This window comes from Pseudoduganella sp. OTU4001 (genome assembly GCF_038440195.1).
Lineage (GTDB): Bacteria > Pseudomonadota > Gammaproteobacteria > Burkholderiales > Burkholderiaceae_D > Rugamonas.
This window is the reverse complement of record NZ_JASATG010000010.1, coordinates 101657-127818: the sequence shown is the minus strand read 5'-3', so window position 1 is coordinate 127818 and position 26162 is coordinate 101657. Positions and strand designations below refer to the sequence as shown.

28 protein-coding genes are annotated in these 26162 nt (G+C 64.3%); 17 read left to right on the top strand and 11 right to left on the bottom strand.

Annotation, left to right across the window (positions count from 1 at the left end; genetic code table 11):
- Positions 1-6: 6 nt before the first annotated feature.
- On the top strand, positions 7-1200 hold the full coding sequence (locus AAHE99_RS11825; protein ID WP_342117443.1) for an ATP-binding protein: 1194 nt from the start codon (positions 7-9) through the stop codon (positions 1198-1200).
- On the opposite strand, the gene AAHE99_RS11820 is transcribed toward AAHE99_RS11825, so the two are convergent.
- Entirely contained in the window at positions 1163-2422 is a 1260-nt protein-coding gene (locus AAHE99_RS11820) for an HD domain-containing phosphohydrolase (protein ID WP_342117441.1), read from the bottom strand. The genes AAHE99_RS11825 and AAHE99_RS11820 overlap by 38 nt on opposite strands.
- Positions 2419-3765 (bottom strand): ATP-binding protein, encoded by a 1347-nt coding sequence (locus AAHE99_RS11815; RefSeq protein ID WP_342117440.1) that lies wholly within the window; start codon positions 3763-3765, stop codon positions 2419-2421. Before AAHE99_RS11815 ends, AAHE99_RS11820 begins: the two co-directional genes overlap by 4 nt.
- A gap of 124 nt (positions 3766-3889) precedes the next feature.
- Between AAHE99_RS11815 and AAHE99_RS11810 the strand changes: the two genes are divergently transcribed.
- The 3 genes from AAHE99_RS11810 (at position 3890) to AAHE99_RS11800 (ending at position 4740) form a co-directional block, all read left to right on the top strand.
- A complete protein-coding gene (locus AAHE99_RS11810) occupies positions 3890-4099 on the top strand; it encodes a hypothetical protein (RefSeq protein WP_342117438.1) in 210 nt (69 codons plus the stop codon).
- The gene (locus tag AAHE99_RS11805) at positions 4071-4226 is read left to right on the top strand and encodes a hypothetical protein (RefSeq protein WP_342117437.1); all 156 of its coding nucleotides are present in this window, start codon (positions 4071-4073) and stop codon (positions 4224-4226) included. The genes AAHE99_RS11810 and AAHE99_RS11805 overlap by 29 nt, the downstream gene beginning before the upstream one ends.
- 178 nt (positions 4227-4404) lie before the next feature.
- Positions 4405-4740 (top strand): hypothetical protein, encoded by a 336-nt coding sequence (locus AAHE99_RS11800; protein WP_342117436.1) that lies wholly within the window; start codon positions 4405-4407, stop codon positions 4738-4740.
- Here AAHE99_RS11800 and AAHE99_RS11795 read toward each other — a convergent pair.
- The 7 genes from AAHE99_RS11795 to AAHE99_RS11765 form a co-directional block, all read right to left on the bottom strand.
- Positions 4737-5636, bottom strand: coding sequence for a universal stress protein (locus AAHE99_RS11795; RefSeq protein ID WP_342117435.1), 900 nt, complete (start codon positions 5634-5636; stop codon positions 4737-4739). The two genes, AAHE99_RS11800 and AAHE99_RS11795, sit on opposite strands and share 4 nt — an antisense overlap.
- A gap of 7 nt (positions 5637-5643) precedes the next feature.
- Positions 5644-6021, bottom strand: a complete 378-nt coding sequence (locus tag AAHE99_RS11790; protein ID WP_342117433.1) for a TraR/DksA family transcriptional regulator — start codon at positions 6019-6021, stop codon at positions 5644-5646.
- Positions 6022-6075: 54 nt separating this feature from the next.
- Positions 6076-6507 (bottom strand): hypothetical protein, encoded by a 432-nt coding sequence (locus AAHE99_RS11785; protein ID WP_342117432.1) that lies wholly within the window; start codon positions 6505-6507, stop codon positions 6076-6078.
- Positions 6504-7301, bottom strand: a complete 798-nt coding sequence (locus AAHE99_RS11780; protein WP_342117431.1) for a hypothetical protein — start codon at positions 7299-7301, stop codon at positions 6504-6506. Before AAHE99_RS11780 ends, AAHE99_RS11785 begins: the two co-directional genes overlap by 4 nt.
- Positions 7302-7372: 71 nt before the next feature.
- Entirely contained in the window at positions 7373-8155 is a 783-nt protein-coding gene (gene otnI / locus AAHE99_RS11775) for a 2-oxo-tetronate isomerase (protein WP_342117430.1), read from the bottom strand.
- Between the two features lie 112 nt (positions 8156-8267).
- Positions 8268-9689 carry a DEAD/DEAH box helicase gene (locus AAHE99_RS11770; protein WP_342117428.1) on the bottom strand — a complete coding sequence of 474 codons (1422 nt, stop codon included), beginning with the start codon at positions 9687-9689 and terminating at the stop codon, positions 8268-8270.
- Positions 9690-9842: 153 nt separating this feature from the next.
- The gene (locus AAHE99_RS11765) at positions 9843-10625 is read right to left on the bottom strand and encodes an inositol monophosphatase family protein (protein WP_342117520.1); all 783 of its coding nucleotides are present in this window, start codon (positions 10623-10625) and stop codon (positions 9843-9845) included.
- 152 nt (positions 10626-10777) lie between these two features.
- Between AAHE99_RS11765 and AAHE99_RS11760 the strand changes: the two genes are divergently transcribed.
- The 6 genes from AAHE99_RS11760 to AAHE99_RS11735 all read left to right on the top strand — a co-directional run bounded on the left by AAHE99_RS11760 (position 10778) and on the right by AAHE99_RS11735 (position 19301).
- Positions 10778-11536, top strand: a complete 759-nt coding sequence (locus AAHE99_RS11760; protein ID WP_342117427.1) for an RNA methyltransferase — start codon at positions 10778-10780, stop codon at positions 11534-11536.
- A 65-nt stretch (positions 11537-11601) separates the two neighbouring features.
- Positions 11602-12099, top strand: coding sequence for a hypothetical protein (locus AAHE99_RS11755; RefSeq protein WP_342117426.1), 498 nt, complete (start codon positions 11602-11604; stop codon positions 12097-12099).
- Complete coding sequence (locus AAHE99_RS11750) at positions 12096-13703, top strand: GMC family oxidoreductase (RefSeq protein ID WP_342117423.1); 1608 nt, start codon at positions 12096-12098, stop codon at positions 13701-13703. The genes AAHE99_RS11755 and AAHE99_RS11750 overlap by 4 nt, the downstream gene beginning before the upstream one ends.
- A 3-nt stretch (positions 13704-13706) precedes the next feature.
- On the top strand, positions 13707-14594 hold the full coding sequence (locus tag AAHE99_RS11745; RefSeq protein ID WP_342117422.1) for an esterase/lipase family protein: 888 nt from the start codon (positions 13707-13709) through the stop codon (positions 14592-14594).
- Positions 14595-14670: 76 nt separating this feature from the next.
- Positions 14671-15645: a sensor histidine kinase gene (locus AAHE99_RS11740; protein WP_342117421.1), complete on the top strand. Its 975-nt coding sequence runs from the start codon at positions 14671-14673 to the stop codon at positions 15643-15645.
- Positions 15646-15680: 35 nt separating this feature from the next.
- Positions 15681-19301: an EAL domain-containing protein gene (locus AAHE99_RS11735; RefSeq protein WP_342117420.1), complete on the top strand. Its 3621-nt coding sequence runs from the start codon at positions 15681-15683 to the stop codon at positions 19299-19301.
- Here the strand turns inward: AAHE99_RS11735 and AAHE99_RS11730 are convergent.
- Positions 19298-21187: a SagB/ThcOx family dehydrogenase gene (locus AAHE99_RS11730; RefSeq protein WP_342117419.1), complete on the bottom strand. Its 1890-nt coding sequence runs from the start codon at positions 21185-21187 to the stop codon at positions 19298-19300. The genes AAHE99_RS11735 and AAHE99_RS11730 overlap by 4 nt on opposite strands.
- 83 nt (positions 21188-21270) lie before the next feature.
- Here AAHE99_RS11730 and AAHE99_RS11725 point away from each other — a divergent pair, with 83 nt between their 5' ends.
- From AAHE99_RS11725 to AAHE99_RS11705, 5 genes are read left to right on the top strand one after another with little or no spacing between them, the layout of a single operon-like run.
- Positions 21271-21618 carry a phasin family protein gene (locus AAHE99_RS11725; RefSeq protein ID WP_342117418.1) on the top strand — a complete coding sequence of 116 codons (348 nt, stop codon included), beginning with the start codon at positions 21271-21273 and terminating at the stop codon, positions 21616-21618.
- A gap of 60 nt (positions 21619-21678) precedes the next feature.
- Positions 21679-22344, top strand: coding sequence for a TetR/AcrR family transcriptional regulator (locus AAHE99_RS11720; protein WP_161025081.1), 666 nt, complete (start codon positions 21679-21681; stop codon positions 22342-22344).
- Positions 22341-22874, top strand: a complete 534-nt coding sequence (locus tag AAHE99_RS11715; RefSeq protein WP_342117417.1) for an LOG family protein — start codon at positions 22341-22343, stop codon at positions 22872-22874. Before AAHE99_RS11720 ends, AAHE99_RS11715 begins: the two co-directional genes overlap by 4 nt.
- Positions 22871-23248, top strand: a complete 378-nt coding sequence (locus tag AAHE99_RS11710; protein ID WP_342117416.1) for a hypothetical protein — start codon at positions 22871-22873, stop codon at positions 23246-23248. The genes AAHE99_RS11715 and AAHE99_RS11710 overlap by 4 nt, the downstream gene beginning before the upstream one ends.
- On the top strand, positions 23245-23637 hold the full coding sequence (locus tag AAHE99_RS11705) for a hypothetical protein (protein ID WP_342117414.1): 393 nt from the start codon (positions 23245-23247) through the stop codon (positions 23635-23637). The genes AAHE99_RS11710 and AAHE99_RS11705 overlap by 4 nt, the downstream gene beginning before the upstream one ends.
- Here the strand turns inward: AAHE99_RS11705 and AAHE99_RS11700 are convergent.
- A complete protein-coding gene (locus AAHE99_RS11700) occupies positions 23593-24090 on the bottom strand; it encodes a YgjP-like metallopeptidase domain-containing protein (RefSeq protein ID WP_342117413.1) in 498 nt (165 codons plus the stop codon). The genes AAHE99_RS11705 and AAHE99_RS11700 overlap by 45 nt on opposite strands.
- A gap of 26 nt (positions 24091-24116) precedes the next feature.
- On the opposite strand from AAHE99_RS11700, the gene AAHE99_RS11695 reads away from it, so the two are divergent.
- Positions 24117-24995: an endonuclease gene (locus tag AAHE99_RS11695; RefSeq protein WP_342117411.1), complete on the top strand. Its 879-nt coding sequence runs from the start codon at positions 24117-24119 to the stop codon at positions 24993-24995.
- A gap of 89 nt (positions 24996-25084) precedes the next feature.
- A complete protein-coding gene (locus AAHE99_RS11690; RefSeq protein WP_342117410.1) occupies positions 25085-26149 on the top strand; it encodes a Kelch repeat-containing protein in 1065 nt (354 codons plus the stop codon).
- Positions 26150-26162: the final 13 nt, after the last annotated feature.

Sequence of the window (26162 nt, the reverse complement as noted above, 5' to 3'; positions counted from 1 at the left end):
GGCAGCATGGAGTTCGAAGACTTCAGCCTGATCACCAGCGAGACGCCGGCGCGTGCCAGCGAACCGGCCGACCCGCTGCAGCGCCTGAAGTACCTTGTCGACAATACACCCGCCATCATCTACAGCACGGTGCCGAGCGGCGACTTCAAGATGACCTTCGTCAGCGCCAACGCGCTGAATGTGCTGGGCTACCGGCCGGAGGACATGCTGGCCGATCCCAACTTCTGGTTCGACCATATCCACCCCGATGACGCGCCGGGCATCTTTTCCAGCCTGGCGCAAATCTTCGTCGAGGGTGAGCGCACCTACGAGTACCGCTTCCGCGCCGCCGATGGGCGCTACCTGTGGATGCACGACCAGCTGCGACTGATCCGCGATGGGCAGGGCGCACCAGTGGAGGTGATCGGCTCGCTGACCGACATCACCGACCGCAAGCAGATGGAAGAGCGCCTGGTGCAGGCGCAGAACATGGCCTCGATCGGCCAGCTGGCGGCCGGCGTGGCGCATGAGATCAATAACCCGGTGGGCTTTGTCACGTCCAATATCGGCACGCTGAAAAGCTATGCCGACACCTTGTTTGAACTGGTCGAGCAAAGCGCCAGCGCCGAGCGGCGCGCCGCGGCAGACTTCGAATTCCTCAAGGAGGACACGGCCGCGCTGCTGCGCGAGTCGATGGATGGCCTGCGCCGCGTACGCGACATCGTGCAGGCGCTGAAGGATTTTTCCGCCGCCGGCGACAGCCAGTGGCAGCAGGCGGCCGATTTGCACGAGGGGCTGGACAGCACGCTCAACGCCCTGGCCAGCCAGCTGCGCTTCAAGGCCACGGTAGAGAAGCACTACGGCAAGCTGCCGCTGCTGCGCTGCCAGCCGGCCCAGTTGAACCAGGCTTTCCGCAATATCCTGCTGAACGCGGTGCAGGCCATCGCGGAGCAGGGCATCATCCGCATCATCACCGGCACTGACCGCGACGGGGTGTGGGTGCGCATCCAGGACAATGGCGCCGGCATCGCGCCGGAACACCTGGGACGGATTTTCGATCCCTTCTTCACCACCAAGCCGGTCGGCAGCGGCACCGGGCTGGGGCTATACCTGGCCTACGGCATCGTCAGCAAACATGGCGGGCGCATTGCAGTGATTTCCGAACCCGGCAAGGGCTCGGCGTTCACGCTGCATTTACCCGCGAACGCTGCACAAAAATAGGCAGCCGGGCCCCGCTCTTTTTCTCGAAGTCCTGCAACTGCTGGATCATGCGCGCATCGAGCACATGGTCGGTGGCGAGCAGCATCAGGCCGTCGCGGCTGATCACATCGCGCGACAGCACCATGCCCGGCACCAGCTCGCCCGAAAGCAGCTCCAGGTCGTGCGCTTCCGGCGCGCCGCGCACGCCGCCTTCGACCGCCTGGCGGAAGGCTTGCACCACGGCGGGGTCGTAGCGCTTGCCCGCGCCATCCAGGATCAGCGACTTGGCTTCGTCGGCGCGCAGGTGGCGCTGCACCAGGGCGCCTTGCTGCAGGTTGTAGTAGTCGGCCGCCAGGGCCAGGATGCGTGCGCCCATCGGGATAGCAAAGCCCAGCTGGCGGTCGGGGAAGCCCTGGCCGTCGAAGCGCTCCAGCTGGTGGCGCACGATGGCGGCGGTGCCGGCCAGTTCGGCCAGCGGCATCAGCAGATGTTCGGCATGCACCGGGTGCTTGCGGTACTGGGCCAGCGCTTCGCCTTGCAGGGCGGTCACCGGCGTGCGCAGCACCTCATCGGAAAAGCCGATGCGTCCCAGGTCGTGCAGCAGGCCGGCGATGAAGACGTCCTGCACCTCCTGCGCATCGAGCTTGAGCTGGACTGCAATGCGGCGCGCCAGTTCGGCCACGTGGCGCGTATGCCCGGGCAGGCTGCTGCCGCGCATTTCGCTAATGCTGGACAGGATCTTGATGGTGGTGAGGAAGTTGGCCTTGAGCTGCTTGGTGCGCTCCTCGACCTTCTGTTCCAGGCTGGCGTTGAGCGTCTTGAGTTCTTCGTTCTGGCGCCGGGTGAGCGCTTCCAGGCGCTGCTTTTCCAGTTCCAGCTCGTGGCGCTCCAGCGCTTGCCGCACGATCAGCAGGATGTCGCTATCGTCCCAGGGCTTGGTGATGTAGCGGTAGATTTCGCCGCAGTTGATGGCGTCCTGGATCGACTGCACATCGGAGTAGCCGGTCAGCAGCAGGCGCACGGTATTGGGCCAGCGCTCGCGCACCTTGGCCAGGAAGCGCGCGCCGTCCATCTCCGGCATGCGCATATCGGAGATCACCAGGTCGACGGTTTCCTTTTCCAGCAGCTGCAAGCCTTCCGCGCCGCTTTCGGCCGTCAGCACCTGGTAGCCCTTGCCGCGGAACAGGCGGCGCAGGGAGGACAGGATATTCGGCTCGTCGTCCACGCACAGGATGGTCATCATGGGCTGGCTTCCTTCTGCTCGGTTGGGGGGCGATGGCGGGGCAGGCAGACGCGGAACGTGGTGCCTTTGCCCAGCACGGATTCGACATCGATGCGGCCCTGGTGCTTCTGCACGATGCCGTAAGAAAGCGACAGGCCAAGGCCGGTGCCTTTGCCGACTTCCTTGGTGGTGAAAAAGGGATCGAAGATGCGGCCCAGGTTTTCCGGCGCGATGCCGCTGCCGTTGTCGCTGACGCTGAACCAGACCTCATCGTTGTCGCAGCCGGTGCGGATTTCAATGCGGCCACGTATCGGGCCTATGGCATGGGCGGCGTTGACCAGCAGGTTCATCACCACCTGGTTCAGCTGCAGCGGCAGGCATTCGATATCGGGGATATCGCTGTATTCGCGCACCACGTCGGCCTTGTACTTGATTTCGTTGGCGACGATATTGAGGGTGGAGTCGATGCCCTGGCGCAGGTCGGCCCACACCCATTCCTGCTGGCTGTCGACGCGCGAAAAATCCTTCAGGTCCTGCACAATGTGGCGCACGCGCACAATGCCTTCCTTCGATTCCTGCATCAGCGTCGGGATATCCTCGCGCAGGAAGTCCAGTTCCACTTGCTCGCGCATGGCCTTGAGGCGTGCCGCGACCGCCGGGTCGACGATCGCCACCTCCGCCTGCTGGTAGGCGTCGAGCATGGAGAACAGCCTGTCCAGGTACTCCTGCAAGGTGCCGAAGTTGGAAAAGATGTAGCCGATCGGGTTGTTGATTTCATGCGCCACGCCGGCGGCCAACTGGCCGATGGAGGCTAGCTTGTCCGCTTGCACCAACTGCTGCTGGGTACGCATCAATTGCGCCGTGCGCTGGCTGACCGTCTGTTCCAGCCTGTCATGCGCCTGGCGCAGCGCGTTTTCCGCCACGCGCCGTTCGGTCACGTCGCGCAGGCTCTGGATCGCGCCCACCAGCCGGCCGTCATGGTCGCGCAGCGGCGCGGCGGTCAACTGCAGCCAGTGGCCGGCGGCGCCGATATTGGGGAAAAAATCCTCTTCCTCGTAGGCGCCTTCGATCAGGGTGGAAACCTTGTACTTGTCGCGGAAGTTGGGATCGCTGGCCGGATCGATATTGTCGACGATCAGGTCCGCCAGCAGCGCGCGCGGCCAGCCATAGAATGCGCGCCAATGGTGGTTGCTGCCGACCATTTCCTGGGTGCCCCAGCCGAGCAGGTGTTCGCAGGCTTTGTTCCAGTGGGTAATGACGTGGTCGTTATCGATGACGAACGTCGCCACGGGATGTCCGTCCAGCAGTTCGGACAGCGCAATCGCCGTACTTTCGATAGTCCTTTCATTGAAGAAGCTACTCATGTCAAAGTGGCATCTGTTGTGGACGTTTTCGATTATACGGCGGTAAATTGAAACCGGGTACGTTCGGCATTTAACTGTTACATTCGGTGCGCTTGGGCAGGCTGGGGCTTTTGAGGAGACTGCCATGAGTACCATCATCGCCGGACATTTCCAGTTGCAGGAAGCTGCGCTGCAGGCTTGCGAAGCTTTGCAGGCGGCGGGCTTTGCCGCCGACCGCGTCACCAATTTTTACTCCAACCCGCCGGAACAGCACGCCGTGATCCCGACCGGCGGCGACCGCCGGGCCGCCGCCGCGCCAGGCTGGCATGCTGGCGGCCGTCGCCGTGGAGGGTGAGCAAGAGGCGCGCGCGATCGAGGTGATGCGCCGGCAAGGGGCGGCACAAATCGAGCGCGCCGAGGGCAATATCGAGCAAGGCGACTGGAAAGATTTCGATCCCTTGTCAGTCCCGCAATTTATTTGAGAGTGCTGTTGCGGAATGCAAACGCCCCCTGTGTGAAAAGTAATTTTCGGTATGATAGTTGCTACAATAAAAGCAGCGAACATGCGTCCGACTAGACATGGATCATGACCACGGCGCGCCGTCCAGTACATCATCTGCCACAAGAGCAGATCGCTTTGTTTTGAGGGGGAGAGCGTCAATGACACAGGCATGGGTAGTACTCTCACGGCCGGACCGGCGCGATGTCTCCGCGCCGACCGAAGACCAGCTGGCGGCGGCACTGGCGGATGTCTATGGAGGCAACGGCAGCGCCACCCTTAAATTCGGCTACGACGACGGCTTGATGTACCAGGTGGAAGTCGGCCAGGACGGCGCCTTGCGCTACGAGGAGTGGTCGGACCGCGACTGCGAGATCGCCCTGGCCACGCCGCGCCACATGAGCTGCAAGCAGGAAGTTGCGCTGCAAATCTGGAAATGGCTGGCGCAGCGCCAGGTCGCCAAGATCCGCAGCCAGGCTTGGGCTTCCGGCGACTAATGTGACATCAGCAGCGGCAGCGTCATGCCATCGAGCACGCTGCGTGTGACGCCGCCCATCAGGGTCTCGCGGAAGCGCGAGTGCCCGTACGCCCCCATCACCAGCAAATCGCAATCGCGTTCGGCCGCCTGGGCCAGCAACTGTTCGCCCACCGCGCCTGGACGCTTCAACAGGCCCTGGCGCTCGCTTTGGCCAAGCACCAGCTTGCCCATGACGCCATGCCGTTCCAGCCAGGCCAGGATATCGCTGCCGGCCGGCTCGCCGAACACGCCGGGGCGCGCCTCCGCATCGTAGATTGCCACCGTCACGCTGTCGGCGCGGCGCAGCAGGGGCAGGGCGTCCTGCAGCGCGCGCCCGGCTTCGCGGCTGGCATTCCAGGCCACCAGGATGTGGCGCGCCGGAGCCGGGCCGCCGGAGCTGGCAATCCCATCGCGTGTGACGGCGATGGTGGCGGAAGTGCGTGCGCCAAGCGGCAGCACGATGACCGGCTTGCCGCTGCCGGCCAGGACTTCGGCTGGCACGTCGGGGCCGCGACCATGCGGATCGCTCTGGCCGACGACCACCAGGTCGGCATGCCGCGCCATCAGGCTCAGGCCGGCGCTCGCTTCATCGTCCAGTATTCTTTGTTCATAGGACTGCACGCCCATGGCTTGCAGGCGCGGCGCGAACTCGGCCAGCGCGCGGCCGGCGCGTTCGCGCAGGATGTCGAGATGGCGCGCCAGGTTGGGGTCGCTGTCGTCCACTGTTTCATTCTGGTACAGGAAGCGCGAGATGCCGGTGGCCGCGACGCCGATCACGTGGGCGCCTTCCTGCAGCGCCAGTTCTCCGGCCAGCAGGATGCGGGCCGCGCTGTGCGGCGCCTCATCGACATGCACCAGGATAGTTTTGTAGGCCATGCTTGCCTCAGCGCAGCCCCGCCGTCGCTTTCTCCAGCCGGGTCTGGCAGGCGATGCACAGCGGGGCCTCCGGCCGTGCGTTCAGGCGGGAGAAGGGGATTTCATTGCCGCAGTTATCGCACAGGCCGTAACTGCCATCGTCGATCTTGGCCAGGGCGTGGCGCACACTGCTGAGCTGGGCTTGCTTGTGTTCTTCGGCCTCCAGCTCCAGCTGGTTCAGGGTGCGGTTGCTGGCGCTGTCGGCCGGTGAAGTTTCAATTTCCTCCACCGCGGGGATGCGCGCCAGTTCGCCGTCCATGCGGCCGGCCAGCTGCTGCAGCAGCGCAACCTTGCGTTGCTCCAGAGCGGCTTGCAGGGATGCAAGCTGTTCGCGCGACAGGCCCATGACGGTCTCCACGAATTCGTTGTTCGGAAGACCATTGTATGCCTGCTGCGTTATTTACGCACTCCCGTGTGTGTGGTGTGCGGCCAGTTGCCTTTTCAGGCTTTGCAGCGGCGCCACCAGGTGCTCCGGCCGCGCTGCCGCGATGGCGGCCGCCATCGCCAGCAAGTCGGCGCTGAGGCCGGCCAGCTCCTTGGCGCGTTCGATGCGGCGGATGGTGTCGCGCGCCGCGGATGCCAGCTGCAGCAGTTCCTCCAGCGTGACGCCCATGCCTTCCAGCGAGTGGCTGGCGGCATCGACGTACAGGCTGTTGGCCTGCTGGCGCAGCGCCACCTCGTTCTCGAACAGGGCCTGGGCCACGCCATGCGAAAGTGGCGGCTGCTGCTGGCGGATGCCGCGCATGATGCGCTCGTGCAGTGCGTCGGCGCTGGACGACAGGCTGTCGGCCAGGGTTTCCAGGTCGTGCGGCAGGCTGGCGGTCAGGCTCATGGCTGGGCTCCTTGTACGGTGGCGGGTGGGGCGGTGGCGGGCTGGGGATCGAGGCCCTGGACCAGGGCCGCATGGTGTTCGCGGATCTCATCGACGTGCTGGCCGGCCAGGGTGTGGCGCAGGCCAAGCAAGCGGTATTCGCGGATCTTTTCCTGCTGGTGGGCGCGCGCCAGGGCCGCCAGCAGGCGGTCGCGCGGCGCATCGGCGTAGGGGATTTCCACCTCCAGCATGCCGAGCACGATGCGCTGCTCGTTGTCGTGGTTCTTATCGAAGTAGCGCAGCAGGGTGTGCATGGCGTCGAGCGAGGTTTGCAGCGGCTCGGCGCCGTCGCGCAGCATGGCTTGCACCGCCTTGTCCTGCTCATGGCCGGTGAGGCCGCGCAGCAGTACGCGCACCAGGGCCGAGTAGGCGTTGACGTGGCGGTCGGTGAGGCCGGTTTCCGGCCAGGCCTTGATGCCTTCCGACAGCTGCTTGACCTGCTCGCCGTAATTGTAGGTTTCGCCGCCGGCCAGCGCGCCCAGCGCACGCAAGTAGGTGGTGACGGCGCCGTGCAGGGCGATGAAGTCGGGGTAGGCGTCGCGGCGCTTGCGGTCGATGGCTTGTTCGCGCTGGGCGGCCGGTGCGCTCAGATAGGGCTGCTGGCGCTGGTAGGTGTCGCGGAAGCGCTGGCTCAGGTCGCTGAAGGCTGCCAGTTTCGGCGCTTCGTCAGCCAGGGTGCGCACTTCTTTCAGGCGCGGATTGCCGGCGCAGGCGGCCAGCAGCAGGCAGAGCAGTAAGCAGGTGTAGCGTTTCATGATGGGTCTCCTCGGGCGGCAGAACCATCTTGCGCCTTGGCACGGCGGGCGCGTTTGCGCCAGCGCAAAGGTCAGGCGGGAAGGTGAGGCTTCAGCCAGCCGAGGCTGTCTTCGGTGCGGGTGCTGGGGTGGTATTCGCAGCCGATCCAGCCCTGGTAACCGAGCTCGTCTAGCAGGCGGAACAGGAAGGGGTAGTTGATTTCGCCGGTGCCCGGCTCATGGCGGCCCGGCGTATCGGCCAGCTGCATGTGGCGGATATTGGGCAGGCAGGCGCGGATGGTGTTGGCCAGTTCGCCCTCCATGCGCTGCATGTGGTAGATGTCGTACTGCAGGAACAGGTTGGGACGCGCGGCCTCGGCCAGGATATCGAGCGCCTGGCGGCTGGTGTTCAGGAAGTAGCCGGGGATATCGAAATGGTTGATCGGCTCGAGCAGCACATCGATACCGTGCGGGGCGAACTGGTCAGCGGCGTATTGCAGCGCGCGGATATAGGCCTCGCGCGCCCGCTCCGGCGCCAGGCCGCCGGGCAGGAGGCCGGCCATGCAGTGCACGCGCGGAGTGCCGAGTTCTTTCGCATATTCCAGCCCGAGGTGCACGCTATCCTGGAATTCCTCAAACCGGCGCGGATCGCAAGCCATCCCGCGTTCACCCGCCTGCCAGTCGCCGGGCGGCAGGTTATGCAGCACCAGCTGCAATTGGTGGCGCAGCAAGCGCTCCCTGATGTCATCCGCATCAAAGGCATAGGGGAACAGGAATTCGACGCCGTCAAAACCCGCCGCCCGCGCCAAGCCAAAGCGCTCGATAAACGGCGCTTCCGTGAACAGCATCGAAAGATTGGCAGCGAATCTAGGCATGCCGCAAAGTATAAATTGTCCGCCTTGGGGTCAGGAACGAATGTGGACATTTTTTTCGCGAGCGAAAGAAATGTCCACTTTTGTTCCTGACCCCAAGGCGGACAAAAGTTGCTTAGCGGGTGCGCTGGCGGGGGGCGTTGCTGCGGGGGGCGTTGCCGGTGCCGCCGCCGGGGCGGGCGTCGCGGCGGATGCCGGTTGGGGCGGCGCCGCGTGGTGCGCCGTCGCGGTTGCCGTTGGCGGCGACCCGTGGCTTGCCTTGGCCGTTCTGGCTGCGGTTGCCGCCGCCATTGCCGTTGCCGCCGCCGTTACCCTGGCGTGGTGGGCGGTTCTGGTGGCGGCCTACGCCGCTGCGCAGTTGGATCGGCTGGGCCTTGGCATTCGGGTCGGGTTCGAAACCTGGAATCACTTCGCGTGGCAGCGTTTGCTTGATCAGGCGTTCGATATCGCGCAACATGGTGTGCTCGTCCACGCAGACCAGCGAAACGGCTTCGCCCTTGGCGCCAGCGCGGCCGGTACGGCCGATGCGGTGCACATAGTCTTCCGGCACGTTCGGCAGGTCGTAGTTGACCACGTGCGGCAGCTGGTCGATGTCGATGCCGCGCGCGGCGATATCGGTGGCAACCAGGCACTGCAGAGTGCCGTCCTTGAATTCGGCCAGCGCGCGGGTACGCGCGGTCTGGCTCTTGTTGCCGTGGATGGCCATGGCCTTCACGCCATCCTTGCCCAACTGCTCAACCAGCTTGTTGGCGCCGTGCTTGGTGCGGGTGAAGACCAGCACCTGGGTCCAGGCGTGGGTGCGGATCAGGTGCGACAGCATCGGGTGCTTTTTGTCGCGGTCGACCGGGTGGATCTTCTGCGAAATGATTTCGACGGTCGAATTGCGGCGAGCGACTTCGATGGTCTTCGGGTTGTCCAGCAGGCCGTCGGCCAGGGCTTTGATCTCGTCGGAGAAGGTGGCCGAGAACAGCAGGTTCTGGCGCTTCGGCGGCAGCGCGGCCAGCACTTTGCGGATGTCGCGGATGAAGCCCATGTCGAGCATGCGGTCGGCTTCGTCCAGCACCAGGATCTCGACCTTGTCCAGGTTGACGGTGCCTTGCTGCATGTGGTCCAGCAGGCGGCCCGGGGTGGCGACCAGGATGTCGACGCCGTGCTTGAGCAATTTGATCTGCGGGTTGATGCTGACGCCGCCAAAGATCACGGCCGAATTCAGCTTGGTGTGCTTGCCGTAAGTCTTGACGCTTTCTTCCACCTGGGCCGCCAGTTCGCGGGTCGGGGTCAGCACCAGGGCGCGGATGGCGCGCGGCGCGGTGTTGTTGGCCAGCTTGCTGCCCACGGCATCAGTGGACAGGCGATGCAGCACCGGCAGCGTGAAGCCGGCGGTCTTGCCGGTGCCGGTCTGGGCGCCGGCCAGCAGGTCGCCGCCGTTCAGTACGGCAGGGATGGCCTGGCTTTGGATCGGGGTAGGGGCTGTATAGCCGGTTTCGGCTACCGCGCGCACGATGGCATCTGACAGGCCGAGATCGGAGAAGGACATATGAGTAGTTATTCTATAAATTTTGTGAAAATTATTGCCGTACGGAAACCTCGGCGCTGAGCGAAGTATAGCAGCAAAGCCTCACTGCTTGACGCACGGAAACAATAAAAAAGGCCCCGGAGGGCCTCTTTTGTAGTGAATCTGGGCTTAACTTTATGCAAACTCTGCCAGCAGGCCAACCATTTGGCCGAAGATTTTCGGCGAACCGGCAATAATGTGGCCGGTATTCATATAGTTGGATTCGCCGTTGAACTCGCCGGCGATGCCGCCCGCTTCCGTCACCAGCAGGGCGCCGGCGGCGATATCCCAGGGTTTCAGGTTCTTTTCGTAGTAGCCGTCCAGGCGGCCGCAAGCCACGTAGGCCAGGTCCAGGGCGGCGGAGCCGGCGCGGCGGATGCCGTGCGAGCGCTCGGCCATGATGGTGAACATCTTGGCGAATTCGGCGATGGCGGCTGGCGAGCCTGGCTTGTAGCCGGAGGCCAGCAGGGCGCCGCTGATGCGGTCCAGCTTATTGACGCGGATGCGCTTTTCGTTCAGGTAGGCGCCGGCGCCTTTGGTGGCGGTGAACAGGTCGTTGTGCACCGGGTCGTAGACCACAGCCTGCGTCACGACACCACGCTGCTGCAGGGCGATGGAGATGGCGTACTGTGGGAAGCCGTGCATGAAGTTGGTGGTGCCGTCCAGTGGATCGATGATCCACACGTATTCGCTCTCGTCATTTACGGTGCCGGTGATGCCGGATTCTTCGGCAAAGATGGCGTGGTCCGGGTAAGCCTTCAGCAGCACTTCGATGATTGCCTGTTCAGCAGCCTGGTCCACGTCGGTGACGAAGTCGTTGTGTTGCTTTTCAGTTACGTTTACGCGGTCCAGATCGAAGGAGGCGCGGTTGATCACAGCGGCGCCACGGCGCGCGGCCTTGATGGCCGTATTCAGCATTGGGTGCATACTAGCTTCCGTAAAATAGCCATTGCCGCCCGCGGAAACGCTTCGCGCATCCGGCAGCGGAAATGATGACAAGATTGAAAAAGAGCGGCGCGTTGTGCAGGCGGAGTAAAATGCACGCCCAACGCAGAATCCCGCGATTATAAATGAAGCAGACCGAATCCGCACCTTCCGCCTTCCAACGACTTCGGGTAATCCTGGTCGAGACCAGCCGCCCGGGCAATATCGGCTCGGTGGCGCGCGCCATGAAAACCATGGGTTTTTCCGACCTGGTGCTGGTCAATCCGCGCTTTGAAGGGGCGTGCGAGCACGAGGAGGCGGTGGCCTTTGCTTCCGGCGCGCTGGATATCCTGCAATCGGCGCGCGTGGTGCACAGCATGGCGGAGGCGCTGGAGGGCATCAACTTTACCGCGGCCGTGTCGGCGCGCCTGCGCGAGTTCTCGCCGCCGGTGGTGACGCCGCGCGAATTCGCCGGCCAGCTGGTGGCGGGCGCGGACCTGCACGCGGCCCTGATCTTTGGTAACGAGCGCTTCGGCCTGCCGAATGAGATTGTGGAGCCGTGCAATGTGCTGGTGAATATCCCGGCCAACCCCGACTATTCCTCGCTTAACCTGGCGCAGGCGGCGCAGGTGCTGGTGTACGAGTGCCGCATGGCCGCGCTGGACGGCCAGCGTGCGGACAGCCCGGTCGGTTTCCATGGCGAGGCGGCCAGCGCGGCGGCGGTGGAGGGCATGTATGTGCACCTGGAGCAGGCGCTGGTCGAAATCGGCTTCCTCGATGCGAACAATCCGCGCAAGCTGATGCCGCGCCTGAAGCGCATGTTTGCCCGCGCCGGGCTGGAGGCCGAGGAAGTCAATATCCTGCGCGGTATTGCGCGCCAAATGACACGCGGCCGCAAGGATTAGAGCCCAGGCTCTAGCCGTAGCCCGCCTGCATCCTTAGAATCCTCTTTATAACAAGAGGAGACACGATGCAACGCAGGACATTCTTAAAAGCGGGGCTGCTGGGCGGCCTGGCGCTGGCCGCCGGTGGCGCCGTCTACCGCCAATTCCGCCCGCCGGTCGCTGAACGATTCGCGCTGGACGCCCAGGGCCGCACCATGCTGGCGGCGCTGGTGCCTGCCATTACGGGCGTGACGCCGCAGCCGGCGGCGCTCAACGCGGGCATCGACCGCGTGGCGGGCGCGATTGCGTCGCTGCCGCTGCGTGTGCAGAAAGAAATCAGCGACCTGTTTGGCCTGCTCACCATGGCGCCCACGCGGCGCCTGCTGGCGGGCGTGCCGGCATGGGAGGAGGCCGCACCGGCCGAAGTGGCGGCTTTCCTGCAAAGCTGGCGCACCCACCGCACCGAGATGCTGCAAACCGCTTACCACGGCCTGCATGACCTGGTCATCGGCGCCTGGTATGCCGATCCTTCCACCTGGGCTGCCGTCGGCTACCCGGGCCCGATGAAGGAGCTGAGCGCATGAGCAGCCCAATCCCGGATCCAATCCAGGCCGGCATCGCCGCCGGCTGGCATGTCATCGACGCCTCGAGCCTGGCGCAAGACCGCAGTTTCGACGCCGACGTGGTAATCGTCGGCACCGGCGCGGGCGGCGGCGTGACGGCGGAAATCCTCGCCAACGCGGGCCTGAAAGTGCTGATGGTGGAAGAGGGCGCGCTGAAGTCGTCCAAGGACTTCAAGATGCGCGAGGCCGATGCCTACCCATCGCTGTACCAGGACTCGGCGGCGCGCAAGACCGCCGACAAGGCCATCAACATCCTGCAAGGACGTACCGTTGGCGGCTCGACCACGGTGAACTGGACTTCAAGCTTCCGCACACCGGCCGATACGCTGGCCTGGTGGCAGTCCCGGTACGGCCTGAAAGACTACGGCGTGGAGGCGATGGCGCCCTGGTTCCAGAAAATGGAAGAGCGCCTGCATATCAGCGACTGGCCGACGCCACCGAATGAAAACAATGACCTGCTGCGCCGCGGCGCCGAGAAGCTGGGCATCACCACCGGCCTGATCCGCCGCAACGTGAACGGCTGTTGGAACCTGGGCTATTGCGGCATGGGCTGCCCGACGAACGCCAAGCAGTCGATGCTGGTCACCACCATCCCGGCCGCGCTGGAAAAGGGCGCGGTGCTGCTGACGCGTGCCCGCGCCGAGCGCTTCACGCTGGCCGGCGGGCAGGCCACCTCGCTGGAGTGCGTGGCGCTGACGGCGGATGGCCTGGAGCAGACCGGCCGCCGCATCACGCTCAGGGCGCGCCACTTCGTGGTTGCCGGTGGCGCGATCAACTCGCCGGCGCTGCTGCTGCGCTCCGGCGCGCCCGACCCGCACCAACTGCTCGGCCAGCGCACCTTCCTGCATCCGGTGGTGCTGTCGATCGGCGAATACCGGCAGCCGGTGGAGGCTTTCAACGGCGCGCCGCAGACGGTCTATTCGGACCACTTCCTGCACACGCAGCCGGTCGATGGCCCCATGGGCTACAAGCTGGAAGTGGGCCCGCTGCACCCGGTGCTGGCGGGTACCACGGTATCGGCCTTCGGCCCGGCGCACGCGAACCTGATGCGGCGCCTGCCGCACGTGCAAGGCCTGCTGGCGCTGCTGCGCGACGGCTTCCATCCGGAAGCGGCGGGCGGCCGGGTGACGCTGCGCAGCGACGGTTCGCCGCAGCTGGACTACGCGCTCACGCCTTATTTCTGGGACGGCGCGCGGCGTGCGCTGCTGACCATGGCCGAAATCCAGTTCGCGTCCGGCGCCGAAGGGGTGCTTCCGGTGCACGAGTTGGTGGCGCAGCCGTACAAGAGCTGGGCCGAAGCCAAACAGGCTATCGCGACCCTGCCGATGCAAAAGCTGTTGACGCGCGTGGTGTCGGCGCACGTGATGGGCGGTTGCGCCATGACGGGCGATGCGGCGACCGGTGTGGTCACGCCGGACGGCCTGTATCGCGGCATCGGCAACTTGTCGGTACACGACGGCTCGCTGTTCCCGACGTCGATCGGCGCCAACCCCCAGCTCTCGATCTACGGCGTGACTGCCCGACTGGCGAGCGGCCTGGCGCAGCGGCTGGCCACCCGGAGCTGACCAATGGTAAAGCGGCTGCTGCTGTTGGTGATGGCCTTGCAAGTGACTGCCGCTTGCGCCATCGCCTGGCTGCTGTCGCGCCTTGTTCCGGCCGATGTGGCCCTGCTGCTGGCGGTAATCGTTGTACTGTTGGTACGGATGGCGATCGCCGCCAACAATTTCCGAATGGCCGCGCGGCCGCTGCCGCAGGAGGCGCGGCTGGACTGGCGGCAGCGCCTGCAGCTGTTCTTCCACGAGTATGTATCGACCATGGCGGCGACGTCCTGGCATATGCTGCGCCACCGCCCGCGCCTGCACCTGGCCAGTGCGCCGCGCGGCTTGCCGGTGCTGCTGGTGCACGGTTATGGCGCCAATGGCGGCTTCTGGGTGCACCTGGCCGCGCAGCTCGAGGCGCAAGGCTTCAGCCACGCCACGGTGGACCTGGAGCCGGTATTTGGCGACATCGACGGCTATGCGGCGCAGCTGGAGCAGGCGGTGCAGGCGCTGTGCGCCGCCAGCGGCAGCGAGCGCATCATCATCGTGGCGCACAGCATGGGCGGACTGGTGGCGCGCGCCTGGCTGCGCCGTTTCGGTGCGTCGCGCGCGGCGCGCATCATCACGCTTGGCACGCCGCACCACGGCACCGACCTGGCGCAGATGGGCGTGGGCGACAACGCGCGCCAGATGCGGCGCAATGCCGCATGGCTGGCGCAGCTCGATGCCGATGACCGCAAGCTGCGTGGCCTGATTACTTCGATCTACTCCTACCACGACAACATCATCGCGCCGCAGGATTCCTGCCATTTGCCCGGTGCGCGCAATATCGCTTTGCCCGGCGTGGGCCATGTCGCCATGGGCCGCCATCCCGAAATCACCAAGCGCATTCTTGCGGAGATTATAGGGATCACTTAGACTGTCTTGAGGCTAAGCAAGAAGCGCTGCTGTACGGGATGTGAAATTCTGTGAGTTTCATTCAGAAAGCTGGACGATGGCGACCGACTTCGGCAAGATCGATCATCTGGACACCCGGGACGCCGAAGAACGCTTCGGTAGCCTGTTCGAATCCATGCCGGATGCGATGGTCATGGCGAATCCGTATGGCCGCATTGTGCTGGCCAACCACCAGGCTGCGGAGCTGTTCGGCTATGCGCCGATGGAATTGCGCGGCATGGCCCTTGAGCGGCTGCTGCCCGCCGGCGCTGCAAACCTTGGCTTGCGCAAGGGCGGTATAGAATTTCCCGTGGAGGCGCGGCGCAGCATCATGCAGGGCGCCAACGGGGCGTTGCAGGTTTATGCGATCCGCGACATCAGTGAGCTGGTAAAGGCCAGCCAGGCCAAGGACCGTTTCCTGGCCAGCATGTCGCATGAATTGCGCACGCCGCTGAATGCCATCATCGGATTTACCGGCACCATGCTGATGCAGCTGCCCGGCCCTTTGAATGAAGAACAGGAGAAGCAGCTGCGTACCGTGCAATCGAGCGCACGCCACCTGCTGTCGCTGATTAACGATTTGCTGGACCTGACCAAACTCGGTTCGGGTAAAGTGGAACTGCATCCGGAACCGCTGAACTGCCGCACCATCATCGAGGAGCTGGCGCTGCTGTTCCGGCCGCAAGTGAGGCAGAAAGGCCTGGTGCTGCAGTTCCGCGCCCCGCCCGAAGCGCTGATGCTGCGCACCGACCGGCGCGCCTTGCAGCAGATTTTGATGAACCTTATGAATAATGCGATCAAATTTACCGATCGCGGTGAAATTAATATCAGCCTTGAACGCAGCTATCTGGAGGGTCGGCCGGTAGTGCAGGTGAGTGTGAGTGATACCGGAGAAGGTGTCACGGAAGACAGCCTGCAGCAGTTGGGCATCCATTTGAGCCACAAGCTGGCTGCATTATTGAATGGGTCGATCCGGTATTTCGACAAACCGGGCAATGGCAGCATATTTGTGCTCTCACTTCCCCTGGAATAGCGGATACTAGAGGCGACACATTGACAGGAGTACCAATGTCAGCACGCATCCTGATAATCGAAGATAACCCCACCAATATGGAGCTGATGGTGTATCTGCTCCGTGCGTTCGGCTACCAGCCGCTGCTTGCGCATAACGGCGAAGAGGGCGTGGAGGCGGCGCGGCGTGAAGTACCCGACCTTATCATCTGCGACGTGCACCTGCCAAAGCTGGATGGCTATGGCGTGGTGGCGCAGCTGAAGCAGGATCCGGCGCTGAAAGACATCCCGACGCTGGCCGTGACGGCGCTGGCCATGGTCGGCGACCGCGAAAAGCTGCTGGCTGCGGGCTTTGACGGCTATATCGGCAAACCGATCGAACCCGACACCTTCGTCACCCAGATCGAGTCTTTTTTGCCCGGGGAGATGTCGCCCCGCGATGAGAACGACATCGCGACGATCCTGATCGTCGATGACCATGTATTAAACCGGGAGTTCCTGATGACGCTCCTCGGTTACAGCGGCCACCGCCTGCTGGAAGCTTCCAGCGGCGTCGAGGGCCTGAAAGTGATGGAGAGCGAGAAGCCGGACCTGGTGATCTCGGACATCCTGATGCCGAACATGGACGGCTATGAGTTCGTCAACCGCATGCGCAGCCAGCCGGAGCTGGCCAGCGTGCCGATCATTTTTTACACCGCCACCTACCGCGAGCGTGAGGCGATGGCCGTGGCGGAAGCCTGCGGCGTGCGCTGGGTGCTGCCCAAGCCTTCCGACCCGGACGTGATCCTGAAAACGGTGCACCAGGCGCTGGGCAAGTCGGGCCAGGAAGAGGCGCTGCCAGCGTTTGCGCCGGAACCGCCCAGCCAGGGCCGCCTGTTCGATATCGAGCATAAGGTGGCCGAGTATATCGACGAGGTGGAGTCGAGCAGCCAGCTGATCACCCGCATTGCCAATAACGGCGAGTCGGAAGAGGGCGAGCCGGAACACCTGAACCAGATGACCGAACGCCTGTCGCGCTCCCTCTCCAGCCTGCAGGCGGTGAGCCTGCGCCTGACCGCGCTGATCGAGCTTGGCATCGAACTAGGTGCGGAACGCGACCCGCAGGCGCTGGTGGAGATCGGCGTGCGCGTGGCGCAGAATATTTGCGTATCGCGCTTTGCCTGCATCGGCGTGCTGGAACAGGAGGCGCAGGAGGCCAGCTATTTCGCGTCCTGCGGCGTGGGTGAACAGGCGCAGGTGGCGGCTTCCGAGCCGCGCGCCGGCATCCTCGACAGCCTGCTGAAACAGCGGCAGCCGGTGCGCATGAGCCGTTTGAGCGGCGACCCGCGCGAGATCGGGCTGCCGGCCGGGCATCCGCCTATCCATTCGTTCCTGGGCGTGCCGATCGCCTCGCGCGAACGCGTGCACGGCTGGCTGTACCTGGTCGATAAGCTCGGCTCGGAGGAATTCAACGAGGTCGACGAGCGCGTGGCGGTGACGGTGGCGGCGCAGATTTCGGTCGCTTACGAAAACCTGCTGCTGTATGAGGAAATCCGGCGCCACCATGCGCAGCTCCAACTGGATATGAACGCGCGCATCCGGCTGGACGAGGATCTTCGCCGCTTCCGCCTGGCGATGGATGCCACGGCCGACGCCATCTTCCTGGTCGACCGCGCCAACAGCTGCTTCATCGACGTGAACGTGACGGCGTGCCGCATGTTGGGCTTTGCGCGCGAGGATTTCCTGAAGGTGGGGCCGGACCGCGAACGCGACCACGGCTTGCAGCCCTTGCAGGACCTGTACGACAAACTGCTGGCGGGCGACCAGAGCGGGGCAATGGCGGAGCTGCTGCTGCAATGTAAGGACGGCAGCAACCTGTCGGTGGAAGTGCAGCGCCGCACGCTGCGTTCAGGCCAGAACTGGATACTGGTGGCGGTGGCGCGCGACATTACCGAGCGCAAAGAGGCGGAGCGGCGCCTGCTTAAGCTGGCCCACTTCGACACGCTGACCAACCTGCCGAACCGCAGCCAGTTCTACGATTCGCTGACCTTGTCGCTGAAGCAGGCCAGCGAGCATGGCTGGGCGCTGGCGGTGCTGTTCCTCGATATGGACCGCTTCAAGAACATCAACGACACGCTGGGCCACACCATCGGCGACGAGCTGCTGCGCCAGTTCTCCAGCCGCCTGGTGGAGTGCCTGCGCGTGCGCGATACCATCGGCCGTTTCGGCGGCGACGAGTTTGCGGCGATCCTGATGCTGCAGGAGGGCGCGCAGAATGCCATTGCGGTGGTGGACAAGATCCGCGAGGCGATGCGCCAGCCGTTCGATTTGAAGGGGCACGAGGTGACGGTGACGGCCAGTATCGGCATTTCCGTTTTCCCGGACGATGGCAATGACCCGGATACGCTGATCCAGTATGCCGATACGGCGATGTACCGCGCCAAGGAGGCGGGGCGCGATGCCTTCCGTTTCTTCACAGCGGAGATGAATGCGCAATCTTTGGCGCGGCTGGATATGGAAAATGCGCTGCGGCGTGCTATCGACAACAACGAGTTCGTGCTGTTCTACCAGCCCAAGGTGCATATCGCGACGGGCCGCATCAGCGGCGCCGAAGTGCTGCTGCGCTGGAACCGTCCGGGGCATGGCATGGTGTCGCCGGCGCTGTTCATCCCGCTGCTGGAGGAAACCGGCTTGATCGTGCGGGTCGGCACCTGGGTGCTGCAGGAGTCGTGCCGCAAGATTTCGGAATGGGGCAAGAGCCAGGTTGGGGCGGTGCACCTTTCGGTCAACGTGTCGGGTATCCAGTTCTTTGTCGGCGGCCTTGAAGAAGAGGTGCTGAAGGCGATCAAGGAGAACGATATTGCGCCGGAGCTGCTGGAGCTGGAGCTGACCGAGAGCTCGCTGATGTCGAATGCGGAGGAAACCATCACCGTGCTGCAGAACCTGAAGGCGCTGGGGGTGAAGATTTCGATCGATGATTTCGGCACCGGCTATTCTTCGCTGGCTTACCTGAAGCGCTTCCCGATCGATAAGCTGAAGATCGATATCGCCTTCGTGCGCGAGGTGACCAGCAATCCGGACGATGCGGCGATTGTGCTGGCCATTATCAATATGGCGCACAGCCTGAAGCTGAAGGTGATTGCGGAAGGGGTGGAGAAGGATGCGCAGCTGTCCTACCTGCGCCGCCATGATTGCGATGAGATGCAGGGCTATTATTTCAGCCGTCCGCTGCAGGAGATCGATTTCGTGCAGATGCTGCGCGAAGGGCGGCACCTGCAGGCGCCATCCGACGACAATATCGTCGACCAGCAAACCTTGCTGATTGTCGACGATGACGCCTTCATGCTGGATGTGCTGAGCGATTTCCTGGCGCAGGATGGCTACCGGATCCTCACTGCGCAGACGGCGGCGGAGGGCTTTGACGTGCTGGCGCGGCACCGGGTGCAGGTCATCCTGTGCGACCAGTGCATGCCGATGATGACGGGCACGGAGTTCATGGAGCGGGTCAAGAACCTGGCGCCGGATACCTTCCGTATCATGCTGTCGGCCTATGCGGACCTGACGCCGATCATGGCGGCCATCAACCATGGGGCGATTGACCGCTTCTATACCAAGCCGTGGAAGGGGGCGGTGCTGCGGGAGAATATCCGCGAGGGCTTCCGCTTGCATTCGCAGCTGCGGGCGCCGCAGTTGCATTAGTCCGGTGCGAGCTGGCCAAGGGCGGCGAAATGCAGCACCCAGCGTCCCTCGGGCGCCTTGACCAGCTGGGCGGCTTCTTCGTCGTAGAAGGCGCCGACGGGGCAGGCGCCCAGTCCGCGTGCCACTGCGCCCAGTAGCCAGCGTTCGCCCATTAAACCCGCTTCCAGGAAGGCCATGCGGTAGCCGCGCGCGCCGTTTCTCAGCGCCTGGCCGCTGTCGGCCGATAGGATCAGTACCACAGCGGCATCGCCGATGACGTCCTGGTCCAGCGCGGCATTGCGTGCGTTGGTGGCGAAGTCGCCTAGTGCGACCGGCTGCAGCGCGTGCTGGGCGGGGAGGTAGCGGTAGACGCCCGCTCGTACGCCGTCCACGCGACTAATCACCAGGTCGGCGTGCAATGCGCCGGAGAGCAGGGGCGGTTGCGCCATTTCGGCCAGTAACGATGCCAATTGCTGCAGCGGCACCGGCTGCGCCGTGAACCGCCGCTGGCTGCGACGCTGCAGAATCGCGCGCGCCAGGTCCATCGCCGCCGCCTCGCCTCGCGGCAGCACAACCAGCCCGCCGCCGCCGCCCGATTGGGCGCCGCGCCCCGCCGCACCATCGCCAGCCTTGCCGCCGCCCGCCACGCGTCCGCGCGACGTGGCTGCGTGGACTTCACCGGTGACGCCAAGGCCGCTGCTACCGGCGTGGGCCGCAGGAGTCGGCGGCGTGTCGGAAGCGCGCGAATATGCCACGACCGCCAGCACACCTTCCTGCCCGCCATCCAGCCCGAAGTCCCGCGCCAGCGCCATCTCATCGAACTCGTCGAGCAGAACACTCCGGGCCCCAACGTAATGTCCCGCAAGCCGCGCATTTTCAAGCAGATGCCCAAGATCCGCCGCCACATAGCGATAAGCGCGATTACGGTATTTGTAGCCAGTACGCTGAAACACCGCCGCAACGACAAGAGACAAGTCGGCCCCATCGCCCGCGCCATGCGCAGCCGGCAACTCCCCCAAACGCGCCAGGCGATGCCGTTCAGCGTCAAAATGGTACAGGCCGGCCTGCAGACCCTCCACCCGCCGCGCAACAAGGTAAAGCTCTGCGGGAAAGAGAGCGCCGGAAGAGGGCGCCGCGCGTAGCGACAGGCCGCCGCGCCGCGCGGTAACGCCAGCCGTTAAATGCAGCAAGCGCCCCACGGCAGCCAGGTCAAGCGCAGCCGGTGCGGACGGCCCAGACAGCATGGCACCCACACTGCGCGCCTCCCCGTCGCCCGCTACAGCGCGTGGCAATTCAACTTGCGGGGCAGCGGGATAAGTCTTGAACGGCGCTGGCTGGTCGCCCCAATCCACCACCGGCGCACGCCCAAACACCGCACTGCGGGAAGAGGAGGACGCGGCATGGTAGCGCAAGACCGTCGCGATATCCCCCGCCGGCCCGGCGTCAGGCCCGGCCGCAGCAGGCAGCGCAGGTCCCGCGCTGCGCCCGCCCCAATGCGTCCCTACAGCAAAGGCCAGCAGCACCACGCCCACCGCCGCCGCCGCCCGCACAACTTGGCGCGCGCGGCCCGGCTTGCGTCCAGCGCCAGGTAGCGCACCGGGCGGCGTGGCGGCGGGATGACGCTGCCGCAGCCAGCGCCAGGCAACAGGCAGGTTGAAAAACAGGTGCAAGCACACCAGCAGCAGCGTTGTATAGCCAAACAGATAGTGCCAGTCAAACACCGGCAACTGCTGGTTGGCCACCCAGAACAGCCCCAACCCCGCAGTAGTGAGCAGATAAGCCATCAACAGCAGGCTGCTGTGGACATTCAAGGCCAGGCGCGACGGCGCCTTCCCGCGCCACACCAGCGCGAGCAGGGCGGCATACACCGCCAACGGCAGCAGCACCCACAGGATTTTCGGCCCCATGCGGCCATTGTAGATCGCATTAGAAGCCCAGTTCTAGAGTGCGCGCCTACAATGACATTAAAACAATTATCGGAGCCGCCGCCATGGGTAAGAAGAGCAAATCGTTTGAGGAGAGCGAGGAAAAGCTGACCAAGGCAGTACGCGAATCGGCGCAGGAAATCTGGAAAGCCGGACTGGGCGCCTTCACCGACCTGCAAAAACGCGCCCGCGCCATGGAAGGCGACCGCGCCGGCCATGTGCGCGAAACGGTCGATACGCTGGAAAAGGTGTTTGAAGAACGGGTAACCCGGGCGCTGCACTCGATCGGCGTCCCCATGCGGCAGGACATCAACGCCCTGATCGACCGGGTAGAGGAGTTAAGCCGCCAGGTGCAGGAATTGCAGGCCGGGGCCAAAAAGCCCGTCAAAAAGGCTACAACGAAAAAAGCGTAACTTCTGGAAAACTTCTAATAGTGATATCCTTGCAGGGGAATCAATAGAGCTTCCCCTTTTATGCTACAAAAAGCGCCAAGACGAACTCGCGAACGCATCCTGGAACTCTCGCTGCGCTTGTTCAACGAGTTCGGCGAGCCCAATATCACGACCACTGTTATCGCCGAGGAGATGAATATCTCCCCGGGGAACCTCTATTACCATTTCCGGAACAAGGACGATATCGTCAATTCCATCTTCGTCCAGTTCAAGGCCGAAGCGGAACGCATGCTGCAGGTGCCGAGCGGCCGCCGCTCGAATATCGAGGACGTGTGGCTGTACCTGCACCTGATGTTTGAACTGATCTGGCGCTATCGCTTCTTCTACCGCGACCTGAACGACCTGCTGTCGCGCAACCGCAAGCTGGAACTGGAATTCAAGGAACTGCTGGCCCACAAGATCAAAGTGGCGCGCAACCTGTGCCTGGACCTGCGCAGCGAAGGCTCGCTGGAGGCGCACGATATGGCGATCGACGCCATGTCGGTGAATATGGTGGTGGTGGCGACGTACTGGCTGTCCTACGAGTACGTGCGCAACCCGCGCAAATACTCCGAGCAGCAGTCGATGGCCGATGCGCTGGCGCGCGGCTGCTACCAGGTGCTGTCCCAGGTGGGTCCTTACCTGCGCGGCGAAACCAGCCTGCTGTTCCAGAAACTGTCCGAAGAATATCTGAAGAAGCTCAAATGAAATCGATTTGCGTATATTGCGGCGCCAACGCCGGCGTCTCGCCCCGTTACGCCGAACAGGCGCGTGCGCTCGCCGCGGCGCTGGTGGAGCAGAACCTGGCGCTGGTCTACGGCGGCGGCAATGTGGGGCTGATGGGCATCATCGCCGATGAAGTGCTGCGCCTGGGCGGCGAAGTGACGGGCGTGATCCCGACCGCCCTGGTCGAACGCGAGGTCGGCCACACCGGCCTGACGCGCCAGTTCATCGTCAAGGATATGCACGAGCGCAAGGCCATGATGGCGCAGCTGTCGGATGGCTTTATCGCCATGCCGGGCGGCATGGGCACGCTGGAAGAATTGTTCGAGATGCTGACCTGGTCGCAGCTGGGCATCCACAGCAAGCCAGTCGGCCTGCTGAACGTGGACGGCTTTTACGATAAGCTGATCGGCTTTATCGATCACGCCCGGGACGAAGGCTTCATCAAGCCGCAGCACGCGGCCCTGGTGCGCGTGAACGCCGTGCCGGCGGAGCTGGTACGCAGCCTGAAGTGAGCGATAAGGAAAAGGCCATCGCAGCCGGCGACGAGCTGCTGCAGTCGGTCCGCGCCGCGCGCCCGCGGCACATGACAGCCCGTGCCCCGCAGTGGCTGTGGCTGCGCCTGGTCCCAGAGCTTGGGAAGCTGGAAACGCAGCAGATGCACGATGCCGTTGGCGCGGCAATGATGGATGCGGTTCCGACCCGGGCGTTCAAATTCACAGCGCTGGTTGGGTTGCTGTCGATATTGGTCATGGTGTTTTTGCTGGAGGCCAGCTTGGCCTGGTGTGTGGTGCCGGCCATCCTGAATTCGGTGGTAAAGCGGTGGCTGGCGGTGCGCATCCTGAAAGCCCGCTTGCCAGGGCTTCTGGCTAATGGAGAACATGCATGAATCGCCAACGAGCCGAAGCAAAAGGAGATGACATCGTGCGTGATGCGCGCGCCCAGTTGCGCCGCAATAATCCGCCGATAAACCTCATGCCCCTGTACTACCGCATTTGTCCGGAACTCAAACAGTTCAGTCATCTGGAGGCGTTTGCCATCGTGCGCGCAGCCAACCGCGTTGTCGCGAGCAGGTATGGCACGTTGATCGGAGTAGCGGTGGGAGTCCTGGCCGGCAGACTGGCGACCGGCAATCTTGCCCAATTGGCTTGGTTTGTGCCCGTCATGCTCCTATGGATGGGGTATGACATCTGGCGGGTGCGCCGTGAAGTCAAGGCGCTATGCGCCGAACGCTTACCAGAGCTTCTGGCCGCTGGCGTCGAGGTGGGTGAGGTATAGGCGCAGGTCGAACTCGTACTGGTGGTAGTTCGGCTCCATGTACGTGCACAGCTTGTAGAACGCCTTATCGTGCTGTTTCTCTTTTACGTGGGCCAGCTCGTGCACCGCGATCATGCGCAGGAATTCCAGCGGCACTTCCCTGAACATCGTGGCCACGCGGATTTCATGCTTGGCCTTCAGCTTGCCGCCCTGGACGCGTGAAATGGCCGTATGCAGGCCAAGCGCATGGTTGATCACGTGGATCTTGCTGTCGAACGCCACCTTGTCGATCGGCGCGGCGTTGCGCAGGTGTTCGGCGCGCAGCTCCTGGACGTAGTCGTACAGTGCACGGTCGGTGCGGATATCGTGAGCTTTTGGATAACGTTTCGCCAGCACCTCGCCAAGGCGGCCCTGTTCCATCACCTGGCGGACCTGGGAAAGTGTCTGTTCTGAGTAAGCGCTGAGGTATTTCATGACGGGCCGAATGGTATCATGAGCGCATGCGCACCCACGTCAATTCGGTGGGACTGCTGGTGGTCAGCGACCCCGTATTGAACTTCAGCTATCCCGCCCACATCCCCCGAGAATGCATCGATGCCTTGCCTTCGCTTCCGGGCATTTACATTTTCCGCGACGCTGATGGCACGCCGGTTTATATCGGCAAGAGCGTGAATATCCGCACCCGCGTGCTGTCGCATATGCGCACGGCGGAAGAGATGCAGATGCTGGCGCGCGCGGCGACCATCGACTTTGAGCGCACCGGCGGCGAGATCGGTGCCTTGCTGCGCGAGTCGGAGCTGGTCAAACTGCACCAGCCGGTCTTCAACTCCAAGCTGCGCCGCCAGCGCGAGATGTGCTCGATCAGCATGGCAGGCGACGTGCCGGAAATCGTGTTTGCGCGCGATGTCGATTTCGCGCGCGCGCAGCAGTTGTATGGCCTGTTTGGCAGCAAGAAGGCCGCCATTGAGACTCTGCGCGATGTCGCCCATGTGCGCGGCTTGTGCACGGTGGCGACGGGGCTGGAGAGGGGCGCACCGGGACGGCCATGCTTCGCGCGGCAGGTGGCGCGCTGCAAGGGCGCCTGCACCGGCGAGGAATCTGCCGCCGACCACGCGGCGCGGGTGCGGCTGGCGCTGGAGCCTCTGCGGGTGACGTGCTGGCCGTTCGCCGGCGCGGTGGCGATTGTCGAAGAATCCTCTGGGCTGCGCCAGCGCGCCATCGTCGACCGCTGGTGCTACCTTGGCGGCGCTGGGGCGCCTGCACCGGCAAGGCGCGGCGCGAAGGCGCGCACGGCGGCGCAGGTCCGCTTCGATATCGATGTGTACAATATCCTCGTGCGCCCGCTGGCGTCGGGCGCCTTACGCATCGAGGAGCTATGAAATGGCTTTCAAGTTCAATGTGTTCGGCACGCGCGTGGGCGCCCTGGAGGCGCGGCCCAGCCATCCTGAAGTAGTCAGGGTGGCGTGAGATGGGCGCCGCCTTGGTGTTGGCCGCACTGGCCGCGCAGTGGGTGGTGGAGCCGATACAGCCGATGGCGATAGCGCGGGCCGTGCACCAGGCGGCGCTGGTCGGCGACGGCCGGCTGCTAGTGATCGGCGGCTGCGCGGCCAATAGCTGCGATTCCCTGCAATCTTCCAACGAGTTTTACGATATCGCGCAGCGGCGCTTCCGGCCTGGACCGGCGATGCGCATTGCGCGCGTCAGCCATTCAATTGCGCCGCTGCCTGATGGCGGCTTGCTCGTGGTGGGCGGCTGGAGCGGCCGTGGCGCGACGGCGTCGACTGAAATTTTCGATGCCCGCGCATCGGCTTTCGTCGCCGGCCCGGCGATGGCCGTGCCGCGGCTCGATGCTGCGGTGGTTGCGCTCGGGAGTGGCCGTGTTCTGGTCGCAGGCGGTGCGTCCGCCCTGAACCAGCCGGTGGCCAGCGCGGAAATTTACGACGTGGCGGCGAAGCGCTTTGCGCCTGCCGCGCCGCTGACGGTGCCGCGCAACAGCTTTGCAGCGGTGCGCCTGGCGGATGGCCGTGTGCTGCTGGCTGGCGGCCTGCGCGCGAAGGGCACGCCAATCGCCTCGGCAGAAGTGTTCGATCCGCGCAGCGGCAGGTTCACTGCGGTGGCAGGGATGTCCAGCGCTCGCTACAAGCATGCAGCGGTGCTGCTGCGCGATGGCCGTGTGCTGGTGATCGGCGGTTCTGCCGGCGGCGACGAACGTCAGCAACTGGCCAGCACCGAATTGTTCGACCCGAAGACGAATACGTTCTCGCCGGGACCGCAGCTGCTGGAAGCGCGCTACAAGATTCCCTCGTCAGCGGTAGTGCTGGCGGATGGCTCGGTGATGATTGCCGGTGGTGCGGGCGATGTGGAAGTGTGGCGGCCGGGTGCGCGCGGCTTCGAACGTGCGGCCGGTTCGCTGGGCGCCGCCTGGCAGTTCGGGACGGCGACGGCACTGCCGTCGGGCGAAGTGCTGGTGCTGGGCGGCTACGACCAGGCCATTACGCCAACGCGCAAGGCCTGGCTGGTGCGCCGCCAGTAGCGGGCTTTCAACG